Below are 13,458 nucleotides of genomic sequence, written 5' to 3'. Positions count from 1 at the left end.
CTAGACTTCCGCGCCTGCTAACCACTGCTGTTCAACCGCGGCCGTACTCTTGATCCAGCCGCCGCCCAGGACACGCTCTTTATGGTAAAACACGGCTGCCTGGCCTGGAGCAACGCCAAATTCGGGATTGTGAAACTGCAGTTCTTGCCCTTCGAGCCGGGCAAGCGTCGGCTTGGCCATCGAACGGACCTTGACGTCGACAGGTCCAACATAGTCGCCGCCGATCCAGTTGATATCGCGGAGCGAGGCTGAAGCAACCGCGAGCGCCTGCTTTGGACCAACCACCACGCGCCTGGCTTCCGGTTCCAGCCGGATCACATAGAGCGGCTCAGCCTGACCGCCAATTTCCAGGCCTTTACGCTGCCCCACCGTATAGTGGATCAGGCCTTTGTGACGGCCCATTATTGTGCCATCGATATGGACAATCTCGCCGTCATCGTCGGCATCCGGTCGCAGCTTGCGGACAACGCTGGCATAATCGCCATTGGGAACAAAACAGATATCCTGACTGTCCGGCTTGAAAGCCACCGCCAGCCCCATGTCTTCAGCGATTTCGCGCACCTGCGTCTTCGGCATGTCACCCAGTGGAAATCGCAGATAGTCCAGCTGATCCTGAGTAGTTGCGAAGAGAAAATAGCTTTGGTCGCGAGCGGGATCCAGCGCCCGATGCAATTGAGCGCCTTCGGGCGTCGCAACGCGCCGGACATAATGGCCCGTCGCCAGACAATCCGCCCCCAGTTCCCGCGACAGTTGGAGCAGGTCAGTAAATTTCACACCCATATTGCACTGTACGCAGGGAATTGGTGTCCGGCCTGCCATATATTCATCGGCAAAGACATCCATGACCGAATCCTTGAACCGGCTGGCATGATCAAAAACATAATGCGCGATACCGAGCCGATCGGCGACGGCGCGCGCGTCACGAATGTCCTGGCCGGCACAACAGCTTCCGACTCGTCCCACCGCTTCACCATGGTCATAAAGCTGTAGAGTAATGCCAATGGTTTCGGCACCGGTACGCGCAGCCAGAGCGGCGACAACGCTGGAGTCGACACCACCTGACATCGCCACAACGATCCGCTTGCCGGTCAGGTCATCGCCCAGTTGAAAGTTTCCGTGAATTCGATCCGTCATATCAATCGCCGTCCTTAGAGAAATCCTGTCGCCAGCGCCAGCGCAGCGAACATTTGCTTATGCCGATCCTGATATGATCCAATTTGGCACGAATTGGTCGAATGCAAGGAAGGATTGCTTAACCTGTCCTAAGGCGAAGTGAAGATCCCTTTTACATTAGTTTATATCTTCGCTGCTAGACCAGCGGCTATGGATATGAACTTTCCACACCAGAACCGCAAATGGGTAGCGGGAGAAGAAGGTGCAGATGGCCCCAATCCCGCCGAGGACCATCGAGCATTGCTCAAAGGCGCCATTGCCCGGCAGGTATCCAGTCAGTCCGCTCGGGACTTTGACATTGCCACCCGAGGTAAGGGAGCCAGCAAAGCCGCCGTTCGTTCGTCAATGGACGACCGCATGGCTTTTTTTGCAGGCAGGTTAAGCAAAGAAAGTTCAGGCCACACGGATCAACTTTTGTTTAAATCTGGTTGCTTCCGGCCGGGTCTGGCGCTGCGGGAAATCGACAAAATGGACAATAGTTGAATGTATGAAGACGACGTTTACCTTGGCGGTTCAGGTAATCGAAAATCTCTGCCGCTACGAAGTCTAGACGTAACGGTAAACGGCGTAAAATGCCGAAAGGCAAATTGAGGGTAGTATGATTGAAAATCAAAAAATAAAACCAGCGCAAGTTGTCGGCCCCCTTGGTGAACCGCTCACCATCGATGATTTGCCGAAGCCTGGCACAACGCGCTGGGTGGTACGTCGCAAGGCAGAAGTTGTCGCCGCAGTCAACGGTGGCTTGCTGTCCGTTGATGAGGTCTGCGACCGATACGATCTGTCACTGGAAGAATTTGCTTCCTGGCAGCGCGCTGTGGATCGGTCAGGCATGCCGGGCCTGCGCGTCACGCGGATCCAGCATTATCGTGATTTGTACGAGCGTCAGCAGAAATACTGAGCAACAATATCCGACGTCAGATATCAAAAGGGTCGCCGAGGGAAATGCCTCGGCGGCCCTTTTGATTCTGTCAAGCGGCTGCAAAAAATCCGATATACGAATGCAACTATATTCGCGTACACGGGTAAAACCTAAACGCAGTACAAACAGGAGGACTATATGGGTTGGATTATTGCATTGATCGTTGGCGGTGTTGCAGGCTGGTTGGCCAGCATGGTGATGGGACGTGATGCGTCCATGGGAGTGTTCTTGAACATCGTTGTCGGCATCATCGGGTCGGTAATCGGCAATTTCGTTGGTGGCTATTTTGGCTTCGGCGGCAGTATTCAGGAATTTTCGATCATCGGCTTGTTCACGGCATTTGTTGGCGCGGTCGTTTTGCTTTTGATCCTGAACCTGATTCAGCGGGGACGCGTGCGTTAATACTCGCTTTTCTGCAGAAACTTACTAAATTACTCATCATTCAGGGCCGGTTCGTTCGCGAATCGGCCCTTTCGTATGATCCTGTTGACCGTTGATCGAACCCGGACTTGAATAAATCGCCTGATCCTGTTCCAGCTTGCCGCCGGTGCCATATTGATGTAACACAGTTAACGCAAAACCTCCGCCGGCCAGAAAAGCCGCGATTCTTTTGTGTGAAGCGGCGCAAAAATGCGATACAGAGTCCGACTGAAGAGTAAATAAATGAACTATGAATCGACCATCCCCAGCGAAGATGTTGCCATTTTAGACGATGCAGAAGCACGCAGCACAAACCGGCGGCGGCTGATTATAGCTGCGGCTGTCGCAGTGGCGCTGCTATTGGCCTATATCGGCTACCATTATTTTACCGGTAACGCTGGCGCTGGCGACGAGGATGCAGCCAGTCAGGCTCCGACCGTCACAGTAATGGCTCCGGGCAAGCAGCAAATTACACGAACGATCAACGCGACCGGGACGCTTGCCGCGCGACGGGAAATTGCAGTCAGTGTCGTCGGTGAAGGTGGCCGGGTGACCAATGTCTATGTTGATGCCGGCGACTGGGTCAAACAAGGGCAGGTCATGGCCAGCATCGACCGTTCGGTGCAGTCTCAGCAAGCAGCGGGGCTTGAAGCCTCTATCGGCGTTTCTCGTGCAGATCTTAATCTGGCGCAATCCAATCTGGATCGTGCCATGCAACTGGTTGACCGCGGATTTATTTCCAAGGCAGATGTCGACCGGCTGACCGCAACACGCGATGCTGCAGCGGCCCGTCTGCGGGTTGCACAGGCGCAATTTAGCGAGACCCGCGCCCGCAACAGCCGCTTGAACATCGTAGCGCCAAAAGCCGGCTTTGTGCTGGAACGCAACGTCGAGCCAGGACAAACTGTGACCCAGGGCAGCGGCACGTTATTCCGGTTGGCCCAGAACGGCGAAATGGAGTTGCGCGCCCAGCTGGGTGAAGCCGATCTCGCCAATGTCACGGTAGGAACCGTTACTGAAGTCACGCCGGTTGGCGCTGACAAGACTTTGACCGGACGAATTTGGCAGGTTTCTCCCGTCATTGATCCACAAACGCGCCAGGGTATCACCCGCATTGCGCTTGGCTATGACAGCGCCTTGCGCCCGGGCGGCTTCGCCAACGCGCGCATTGAGAGCGGGACATCAGAGGCTTCAGTCTTGCCAGAATCGGCGGTTCTGAACGATAGCAAGGGAAGTTATGTGTATATTGTCGGTCCAGACAACAAGGCGGTCCGCCGCGATGTGGTCATAGGATCCGTGTCCAGTGCCGGACTTTCGATCACTTCCGGGCTGACCGGAACGGAAAAGGTCGTGCTCCGCGCTGGTGGCTTCCTTAATCCTGGCGAAACCGTTCGACCGGAAGTCCAGAAAAAAGCCAGCGGCGCTTGATTCGTGCGGAAATTTGGGGCCTGATCCATGAACCTACGTAATATTTCCGCCTGGAGCACGCGCAACCCGGTTGTGCCGCTGGTACTGTTTGCTGGCCTGTTGTTTGCCGGCCTGCTGAGCTTTAACCGGATGGATGTGGTGAATAACCCGGATGTCGAGTTTCCGGCCGTTTCCGTCAACATCTCGCAGCCGGGCGCCGCACCGACCGAAATTGAAAATCAAATCACCCAGCGAGTCGAGGCAGCGGTACGCTCGATCAGCGGCGTCAAAAATATCAGCTCGACGGCAAGCGAAGGCAACAGCCGGACATTTGTCGAGTTTGAAATTGGCGAGGACGTGAACGACAGCGTCAATGAAGTCAAAAATTCGGTCGACCAGATCCGCGGGTCGTTGCCCGAAGGTATTTTGGAACCGCAGATATCCAAAGTCGACGCCGTCGGCGGCCCGATCGGCTATTTTGCTGTCAAGGCCGATGACATGACGGTTGAACAGCTCAGCTGGTTTGTCGATGACACGGTGGCCAAACGATTGCTGACCGTGAACGGCATGGCGGAAGTGGATCGCTTTGGCGGTGTGGACCGCGAGATCCGCGTGATCCTGAAGCCCGACCGAATGCAGGCGCTGGGCGTGACCGCCAACCAGATCAATAACACGCTGCGCCAGGTCAACATCAACGCCGCTGGCGGGCGCGCAGAAGTGGGCGGCACCCGGCAGTCGGTCCGCGTGCTGGGCAATGCTGGCGATGCGTACGAGTTATCCCAAACGCAAATCTCCTTGCGCAATGGCGAAACCGTAAAACTCGCCGATGTCGCCGATGTCAGCGATTCCTTTGGCGAGCGCAGTTCCATTTCCAAAGTCAAAGGCGTTGAGGTCGTCAATTTCTCGATGACACGCGCACGCGGCGCTTCCGACGTTACTGTCTATGATGAAGCGCGGGAAATCATGGACAAGATCGAAGCCGAGAATCCCGGCGTCGAATTCATTCCTCTCGGCACCAGCGTCGAATATACCCGGTCACAATATAAAAGCTCGATGGCAGCCATGATAGAGGGTGCCATATTGGCGGTGGTCGTGGTTTTCATCTTTCTCCGCGACTGGCGCGCTACAGTCATATCAGCGATCGCTATCCCGCTTTCGGCCATCCCGACCTTCTGGTTCATGGATCTGCTCGGATTCAATCTCAACTTCCTTTCACTGCTCGCGCTGGGTCTGGTGGCCGGCGTCCTTGTCGATGACGCCATCGTCGAGATCGAGAATATCGTGCGCCATATGCGCATGGGCAAGACCGCCTATCAGGCATCCATTGACGCTGCGGATGAAATCGGCCTCGCGGTTGTCGCTACGTCTTTCTGTATCGTCGCCGTTTTCTTGCCCGTAGGCCTGATGCCCGGCATTTCCGGCCAGTTTTTCAAGAACTTCGGTATTACGGTCGTTGTTTCGGTCTTGATGAGTCTGGCTGTCGCGCGAATGATAACCCCGATGATCGCCGCCTATTTCCTGAAAGCGAAAGGCCATGCGGACCATGGCGAAGGCGCGTGGATGGATCGCTATATGCAGATATTGCAATGGGTCTTGGACCGCTCGCAGGCGGACCGGATCCGGGAGACACTTGTTCCCGCAAAGGCCGCCTGGTGGCAATATCTGGTTGGTTTCGTGCTGTTCGCATTGATTTTTGCCGCATTCGCGGTGTCCGGATGGATATCAGGGTTCGCGATCAACGGCTTGCTCGTCACGCTAATTCCCAGTGAATTTCTGCGGGCAATTTTGAGCCTGATATCGGGTATCATTGTAGGTACTGTCGCTGCGCGATTGCTCGCCGAGGTGATAAAACGGATAGTCGGTTTGGTGGATGGCCGCTTTGCACACTGGTATGCTTACCGTTCGGGCCGCTTCCGGGCCCGGGGTTACGACCACCGTATATGGATGATGGGCGTTGGCCTGGTCGCTTTCGGCCTGACTGTCATATTGTTCGCGATAACGCCGGCGCAGTTTCAGCCAACGATCAACGAGGACAACAGTCGGATCCAGATCGAGGTTGTGCCAGGCACAACGCTGGAGCAAACCGAGAAAATCGCAGATCGCGTGTCGGACCTCATGTATGCGCAGCCGGAGGTTGAACGCGCTCTGACCCGCGTCCGCGAAACGAATGCAACGGTTTTCGTGTCTCTCAAAAAAGATCGCGAAAAAACATCGATCGAATTCGAACGTAGCTTGTTGCCCGAACTGCAAAATATCCCCGATGCTCGGATTTCTTTCCAGTCTCAAAGTGGCGGTGGCGGAACAGGGCGCGATATCTCGATCATGCTGACCGGCTCTGATCCCGACTTGCTCGAAACCACTGCAGCCACGCTGGTCGAGCAGATGAAAGACATTAATTTGATCCGGGCACCGCGCATCGCTGCGGACTTGAGCCGCCCCGAGATCATCATCACGCCTTATACCAATCTGGCATCTCAATTGGGTGTGACAACGGCAGCGCTGAGTCAGACGATCCGGATCGCGACGCTTGGCGAGATCGATCAAAACGCTGCGAAATTCTCACTCTCCGACCGACAGATTCCGATCCGCGTGATGTTGCCGCTCGAATCGCGGAACGATCTCACGACGATTGAGAACCTGCCCATCCCGATCGCCAGCGGTGGCACCGTGCCGCTCCGACGGGTGGCATCAGTGAGCTTTGGCTCCGGCCCGACCTCGATTCAGCGCTACAACCAGAACCGCCGGACATTCGTCGGCGCGGATCTGGCTCCCGATGTCATCAAGGGCGAAGCGATGGAAAAAATCTACGCTCTGCCGATCATGAAAGATTTGCCGACCGGTGTGTCCAATGAAGCATTCGGTGAAGATGAATGGCAACAGGAACTGGCGGTCAACTTCGTCATTGCCCTGATCGCCGGAATTCTGCTCGTGTTTGCGACCTTGGTCCTGCTTTACAAACGTGTGATGTCCCCTCTGGTCAACATGGGATCTTTGGCCCTGGCACCGCTTGGCGGCATATTCCTGGTCTGGCTATGGGGCCAATCCCTATCCATGCCGGTCCTGATCGGGGTGCTCATGCTCCTCGGCATTGTCAGTAAGAACTCGATTCTGCTGATCGACTTTGCAATCGAGGAAATGAAAAAGGGCGTACCGAAGTTTGAAGCGATCATGGATGCCGGTCACAAGCGCGCCCAGCCGATCGTGATGACGACGGTCGCGATGACCGCAGGTATGGTGCCGACCGCGCTGTCCTTGTCCGGTGACGGGGCGTGGCGCGCACCCATGGGAGTCGTGGTGATTGGCGGTTTGATCGTCTCAACGCTCCTGACCTTGGTCATTGTCCCCGCAGGCTTCAGTCTTGCCGACGGATTTGAGCGCCGTTCCGGACCATGGCTGCGCAACCGGCTGCTCACCTACAAGGCCGGTGACGATCGGCATGATCGACCCGACGCAGAAGCCCAGCCGGCCGAGTGAAGCCAGTATCGTCAAAGACAGGTAGCGGCATCGGCGGAAGCGCCGGGGTCAGTGCTAATAATGCCGGTCGCGATATGAAAATCATCGCCACCGGCATGCTGGTGATCATGGCGATCATCTATTTCGTGTCGAAAAGCCATGAAGCTGTGCACCCCGCGATTGGATTTGTCCGCGCCTTTGCAGAAGCTGCAATGGTCGGTGGTCTTGCCGACTGGTTTGCCGTGACCGCCCTGTTCCGCCACCCGATGGGTCTGCCGATACCGCACACCGCGATTATCCCTCGGAACAAGGACCGCATTGGCGATACGCTTGCCAATTTTCTCAAGGACAATTTTCTGATTTCTCGGCTGGTGGCCCAGCGGATGCGACACGTCGATCTCGCCAGTGGCATCGGACGCTTCCTTCAATCGCCGAGCGGCGGTGAGGGACGGCTGAAATTCGGTGCTTCGCGTCTTTTGGGCGATGCTATTGCATCTCTGGACAAGGACCGCCTTGGCACCATGTTCAAGGGTGCAGTGAAAAAACAGGCGGTCGGCCTCGATATCGCCACGCCAATGGGACAAATCCTGGAGGCGGTGATGGCCGAAAATCGCCACGGGCCGCTTATCGATTCTGCCATACGCTGGGCCTATCGTACGCTGGATACCAATGAAACGGTCATTCGCAACATCGTGACTGACCGGGCCAACGCAGTGATGCGCTGGACCGGCCTTGACGACCGGGTGGCCAACGAGGTCCTCGATGGCTTGTATAAACTGCTCGCCGACATGGCGGCTGATCCGCACCATCCCGTGCGCGCCAAGACAGAAGAGAATCTCGAAAAACTTGCGTCCGAACTGCGCCACGACCCGGATTTGCGACAGAAGGTCAACGAATGGAAGCTCGAGATGATCGAGAATCCGGCCATCGCTTCATGGCTGGATGGTATATGGGAACAGGGCCGCGAAGCGCTCCTACGCGCGGCGCGTGACCCCGATGCTGCACTGGCCGGGCAGTTTGGTGACGCGATGATCCAGCTTGGAGTCAGTCTGCAGCAGGACGAGCAGCTCAATCGACAGATCAACCGGTTCGGTCGTCGGGCCGTCATCGGCGTCGTCAACAGCTATGGCGACAATATCGTCAAACTGGTGTCAGAGACGATCCGCACCTGGGACACCAAGACGATCACTGATCGCGTGGAAAACGCCGTGGGCCGCGACCTGCAGTTCATTCGCGTAAACGGAACTTTGGTTGGCGGCCTGGTCGGCCTGGTGCTCCATCTGATCGGTTACTGGATCTAGCGCGACAACAATAGCCGCGCCTGGCCGGCAATTTGCGCCAACATCGCGATCGACGGCTTGGGTGTCTGTTGCGCCCGGTCCATGATCTTCCGGAACTGCGCCACGCGATCGATATTACGCTCTGCCCAGTTCTCGACAAACTGCTGCATATCCTTGCCGCGCGTCCGGCGCAGAAAATCCAGACGCATCTGCTGAAAATCGCGCGCCAGGCCTGCGACCAGCAAACGGTCCCAAGGATCTGACGGGTTGATCCGCGTTGCGGTCATTTGCGCCCAGTCCAGGCCCAACTGACTGCCCAGAGTGGTGAAAGCCTTCGCGACATCGAGTGCATCAATTTCCCGGCTGTGGGCCAGAAAGGCGATCCCGGCCGCACCGTCATTCATGTAGATATGGGCAATCTTGTCCGCAAGATCGGCCGTCGCCCCTGCCTCGATCAGGTCTTTCGTCTGCTTTGCCGCCTGCAATCGCCCTTCTGGGGTGATCAGGCTCTCGACATTCTCGTTCAGCAACGTCACTGCCGGTGCCAGCATTTCGACCGTTTCGCCAATCCCGTCATCGGAAACACCTATCCGCATCAGGTCCGCCATGTGCGAGCGAAGCACATAAGCCAAACGGTCAAACAGCAGAATCCGGATATCTTCGGAAATCTCTGCCACTTCCAGTTCACGCCACATGCGGTCTGCGTCGAACAGGCGCTCAGCCATGACGAACGCGCGGGCAACCTCACCCAAGGTACAGCCTTCTTCCTCAGCCAGTTCAAACGGGTCGATCAGACCCAGTCTGTTGATCATCCGGTTGGCCAGTTTCGTCGCGATGATTTCGCGCCGCAACTGATGGTTCAGAATCGCCCCTTCGTGGTCTTTCTGCATCGCGGTCGGAAAGGCAGCGAGCAGGTCGCTGTTCAATCCCGGGTCATCCCCCAAGTCACTATTCTCTATAGCGTCCTGCAGGACCAGCTTGGCGGTAGAGATAAGGACCGCCAGTTCCGGACGATATAGTCCCCGGTTTTCCTGACCACGACGGATCAGGTCTTCATTATTGGCCAGACCCTCGACTGCGCGGTTCAATTGACCCTGATCTTCAAATTGTTCAATCAACCGGACATAAGAGGGCAGCGATTTGGAGCCACCCATTTCGGCGATGGAAAGCCCCAGAGCTTGTAGCCGGTTGTCTTCCAGAACCAGTTCGCCGACCTCGTCGGTCATGGATTCCAGCAGAATATTTCTCGCGTCCGAGGTTAAATTGCCGCTGGCCAGTTCCGCATTGAGCGCGATCTTGATGTTGACCTCATTGTCTGAGCAATCGACACCGGCGCTATTGTCGATGAAGTCGGTATTGATCCGTCCCCCCTTCGCCGCAAACGCAATCCGCGCCGCCTGGGTAATGCCCAGATTGGCCCCTTCGCCGACAACCTTCACGCGCAGTTGTTCTGCATTGACCCGAATCTTGTCATTCGCCGGATCGCCAACCTCAATATGATTTTCGGACGCGGCCTTTACGTAGGTCCCGATTCCGCCAAACCACAACAGATCGGCATTGCATGCCAGTATTGCGGTCATCAGCTTCGCCGGCGTCGTGTCTTCATCCTTCGGCAGGTCAAGCAGAGCGGCAATCTCTTTCGAAATCTGGATTGTTTTCGAACTGCGCGAGAATACGCCGCCACCCTTCGAGATCAATTTCTTGTCATAATCATCCCAACTGGAGCGCGGCAAATCGAACAGCCTTTTGCGCTCAGTCCAGCTTTTCGCTGAGTCCGGATCAGGGTCGATGAAAATATGGCGATGATCGAAAGCGGCGACAATTTTCAGGCTCTTCGACAGCAACATGCCGTTGCCAAACACGTCCCCTGACATGTCGCCCACGCCGACCACCCGAACCGGTGCCGTCTGCACATCGATACCGGACTCGGCGAAATGACGCTGGACCGATACCCAGGCGCCGCGGGCCGTAATCCCCATCGCCTTGTGATCATAGCCGTTGCTACCGCCACTGGCGAACGCATCGCCGAGCCAGAAGCCGCGATCAATCGCGATCTGGTTAGCGATGTCGGAAAAGCTTGCTGTGCCCTTGTCAGCCGCCACCACAAAATAGGGATCATCGTCGTCAAGACGCTGAACATTGACGGGTGGGACGATATTGCCGTCGACGATATTGTCGGTCACCGACAGAAGCGCGGAGATAAAGATCTTATAGGCTTCGACACCTTCCGCCAGAAACGCATCGCGGTCCTCGCCCGACGGCAATTGCTTGGCAAAAAAGCCGCCTTTTGCCCCGGTCGGAACGATGACGGCATTTTTGACTCGCTGGGCTTTCATCAAGCCCAATATCTCGGTGCGGAAATCATCCCGGCGATCGGACCAGCGCAAACCGCCACGAGCCACCGGACCGGCCCGCAAGTGGATACCTTCAACGCGAGGACTGTAAACGAAGATTTCCCGCCACGGCAGCGGGGCGGGCAGTTCCGGAATTTTGGCGCTTTCGATCTTGAAGGCCAATGCTTCTCCAACCTGATAAGCGAAAGCGTTGGTCCGCAATATGGACTGGATGACGGCGCGGAACAGACGCAAGATGCGATCATCATCAATCGCATGCACCGCGACCAGAGCCGCTTCTATATCCTGCGTTGCCGCCATTGCCTCGCTTGAACGATCGCCGCTGAAGTCGGGATCATGCAGGCTGCGGAACAGCCGGATCATCGCTGCCGTGACGTCGGGTGCCTCGGCCAGAGCTTCAACAACAGTCGCGAGACCATAGCTCAGACCCGTCTGTCTCAGATAACGGAACCACGCGCGCATCCATACGGTCGAGCGTGCATCAATGCTCGCAGAGATGATGAGCTGGTTGAAGGCATCATTTTCGGCCTCGCCGTCCAGTACGCTGGTGATGGCCGCTTCGATTTCTGCCGACCGCGCGATCAGCTTTTGGCATCGTTCCTCGGATCGCAATTCGAGAAGGAAGTCATGAATATAACCCAAACGCCCGCCGTCCAGTGGGGTTGGAACGGATTCGAGGACGGTAAAACCGAAATTTTCCAGCGACGGGACCGCATCCGACAGGGGTAGCGCTCCGCCGAGATGATAGATTTTCAACCGCAAAAGATGGTCGGCGTCGCTCGCCAGCCGGTAGAGCCGGGTCGATCGCTGGCCACCACGCTCAAGCTTGAACAACCGCAGGATATCCTTGGCCGCTTCCAGTGCCCCATAGGTAGTCTGATAGGCCGCAGGGAAACAATCTGCATAACGCTGCGCCAGAACCGGAGCCCGGTTTTCCTGGCCGGCCTCCCGAAGATTGCGTTCCACTTCCGGTTTCCATCCCCGGACCATGTTTTCCAGCTCCTGATCAAGCACGTCGGGATCCGGAATTCTGCCATCAGCCCCCATATCGAGGGTGTAGCGCAAGGACGACACGCCGCCCGCTTCGAGCGTATTGGACCAGCTCAATATTTTCGCTCCGGTCGCGGAGGTCAGCATTTTTTCAACATTTTTCCGGCGCTCGGTGGAGAGCTGTTCGCGCGGTAGCCAGACGAAAGCAAACAAGTGGCGAGCGAGCGGCGAAATTACGCTGTGCAATTTCGGACGCGGGCGATCAATCAGCGACATCGAGATCAGCGCAAGCTTCTCCAGATCGTCCTGCGCGAACGTAATCAGCAGATCATGCGGCAGCGACGTCAACGCATGGGTCAGACTTTTGCCGGCATGACCGGCAACGGAGAACCCGAACTTGTCAAACAGGCGCGTCAACTGTGTACGCAATACCGGGATATTCTCGGGCGAAGCGGCAAGCGCTGCGCTGGTCCACATGCCGGAGATGATAGAGAGCGCCGCGATTCTGGATTTGTTCCTGACAGGCACAATGATCAGATCCATCAGGACATGGCGATGCACGGTCGAGAGCTGATTGGATTTGATAATAAGTGGTGCTTCGCCGCCATTTTCAAACCATTCGAACGCACGTCTCCGACTTTCTTCAGAAAGAATCGGCTGCGACCGCATGCGCGCGAGACCGAGCTGCTGGGTACGACCGCCTTTGGCGTCGACCATTTCATGGCCCAGAAGCGTCAGGTTGCGATCGAGGAACCAGCGCAGCAGGGTCGCGCCTTCTCCGGGCGGCAACGCATCGGCGTTGTCGCCCAGTACGATCTGCAATTTCAGCCAATCGCTGACCGCTGCAGCCACATCCTTCAGGTTTGCGCGCAGCGCGTTGACCAACTCCCTTCGAACACGGGCATCGGTCCGCTCCAGTTCAATATAGATCAGGGATTCGCGCTTCTCGCCGCCGATTGCCTGTTCGACAAATTCGACCAGTCGACCTTCGGAATCGCGTCTTACCGCGACAACAGGATGGATCAGCCGCTCGACCGTCAAGCCGAACCCGGCAATCGTCGCGCACACCGAATCGACCAGAAACGGCATGTCGTCATTGACGACGGCAAGACGCAAATGTCGTTGACTCGGTTGGCCGCTGACACTTTCCAGCAATACGCTGGCCTCGCTGCCGTCGCGTTCCTGTGCACAGCGCAGAGTGAAACGCGCAGCCTCTTCACAGGCGCTTTCGTCAAAACCGACATTTTCGCCGGGCAACGCACTTTCACGAAAGGCTGCTACCAGCGCTTGCTCCAAACTCTCGACGTCTACGCTGGTACGCGTGGATTTGCTTGCGCTATCGGTCGCCATTTATCCCCCAAGTGGATCAAGACGGGTCAGCTACCCGCCGGTATCCGGACTCTATGCGCCTATTGGAGCACCCGCTCAAGAGCTAGCCGTTTCTTTTCAGATGGATGTTGGC

Annotated in this window: 8 protein-coding genes; 6 read left to right on the top strand and 2 right to left on the bottom strand. The window is 56.7% G+C overall.

The features are described from left to right. The gene (mnmA, locus tag ACN0WW_RS14820) at window positions 1-1,134 is read right to left on the bottom strand and encodes a tRNA 2-thiouridine(34) synthase MnmA (protein WP_417613644.1); all 1,134 of its coding nucleotides are present in this window, start codon (window positions 1,132-1,134) and stop codon (window positions 1-3) included. Between the two features lie 195 nt (window positions 1,135-1,329). Between mnmA and ACN0WW_RS14815 the strand changes: the two genes are divergently transcribed. The 6 genes from ACN0WW_RS14815 (at window position 1,330) to ACN0WW_RS14790 (ending at window position 8,673) form a co-directional block, all read left to right on the top strand. Continuing rightward, complete coding sequence (locus tag ACN0WW_RS14815) at window positions 1,330-1,656, top strand: hypothetical protein (RefSeq protein ID WP_417613643.1); 327 nt, start codon at window positions 1,330-1,332, stop codon at window positions 1,654-1,656. Window positions 1,657-1,771: 115 nt separating this feature from the next. Further along, complete coding sequence (locus ACN0WW_RS14810; protein WP_067203167.1) at window positions 1,772-2,071, top strand: DUF1153 domain-containing protein; 300 nt, start codon at window positions 1,772-1,774, stop codon at window positions 2,069-2,071. Between the two features lie 159 nt (window positions 2,072-2,230). After that, on the top strand, window positions 2,231-2,494 hold the full coding sequence (locus tag ACN0WW_RS14805) for a GlsB/YeaQ/YmgE family stress response membrane protein (RefSeq protein ID WP_417613642.1): 264 nt from the start codon (window positions 2,231-2,233) through the stop codon (window positions 2,492-2,494). Window positions 2,495-2,755: 261 nt separating this feature from the next. Then, on the top strand, window positions 2,756-3,940 hold the full coding sequence (locus ACN0WW_RS14800; RefSeq protein ID WP_417613641.1) for an efflux RND transporter periplasmic adaptor subunit: 1,185 nt from the start codon (window positions 2,756-2,758) through the stop codon (window positions 3,938-3,940). A gap of 27 nt (window positions 3,941-3,967) precedes the next feature. After that, window positions 3,968-7,393, top strand: coding sequence for an efflux RND transporter permease subunit (locus tag ACN0WW_RS14795; RefSeq protein ID WP_417613640.1), 3,426 nt, complete (start codon window positions 3,968-3,970; stop codon window positions 7,391-7,393). A gap of 74 nt (window positions 7,394-7,467) precedes the next feature. Then, window positions 7,468-8,673 carry a DUF445 domain-containing protein gene (locus tag ACN0WW_RS14790; RefSeq protein ID WP_417613722.1) on the top strand — a complete coding sequence of 402 codons (1,206 nt, stop codon included), beginning with the start codon at window positions 7,468-7,470 and terminating at the stop codon, window positions 8,671-8,673. On the opposite strand, the gene ACN0WW_RS14785 is transcribed toward ACN0WW_RS14790, so the two are convergent. Further along, window positions 8,670-13,346: an NAD-glutamate dehydrogenase gene (locus tag ACN0WW_RS14785; RefSeq protein WP_417613639.1), complete on the bottom strand. Its 4,677-nt coding sequence runs from the start codon at window positions 13,344-13,346 to the stop codon at window positions 8,670-8,672. The genes ACN0WW_RS14790 and ACN0WW_RS14785 overlap by 4 nt on opposite strands. Window positions 13,347-13,458: the final 112 nt, after the last annotated feature.

Source organism: Parasphingorhabdus sp. (assembly GCF_048269865.1).
In the GTDB taxonomy this organism is placed as follows: domain Bacteria; phylum Pseudomonadota; class Alphaproteobacteria; order Sphingomonadales; family Sphingomonadaceae; genus Parasphingorhabdus.
Note: the sequence above shows the minus strand (reverse complement) of the source record. Positions and strands in the feature narration are given on the sequence as shown.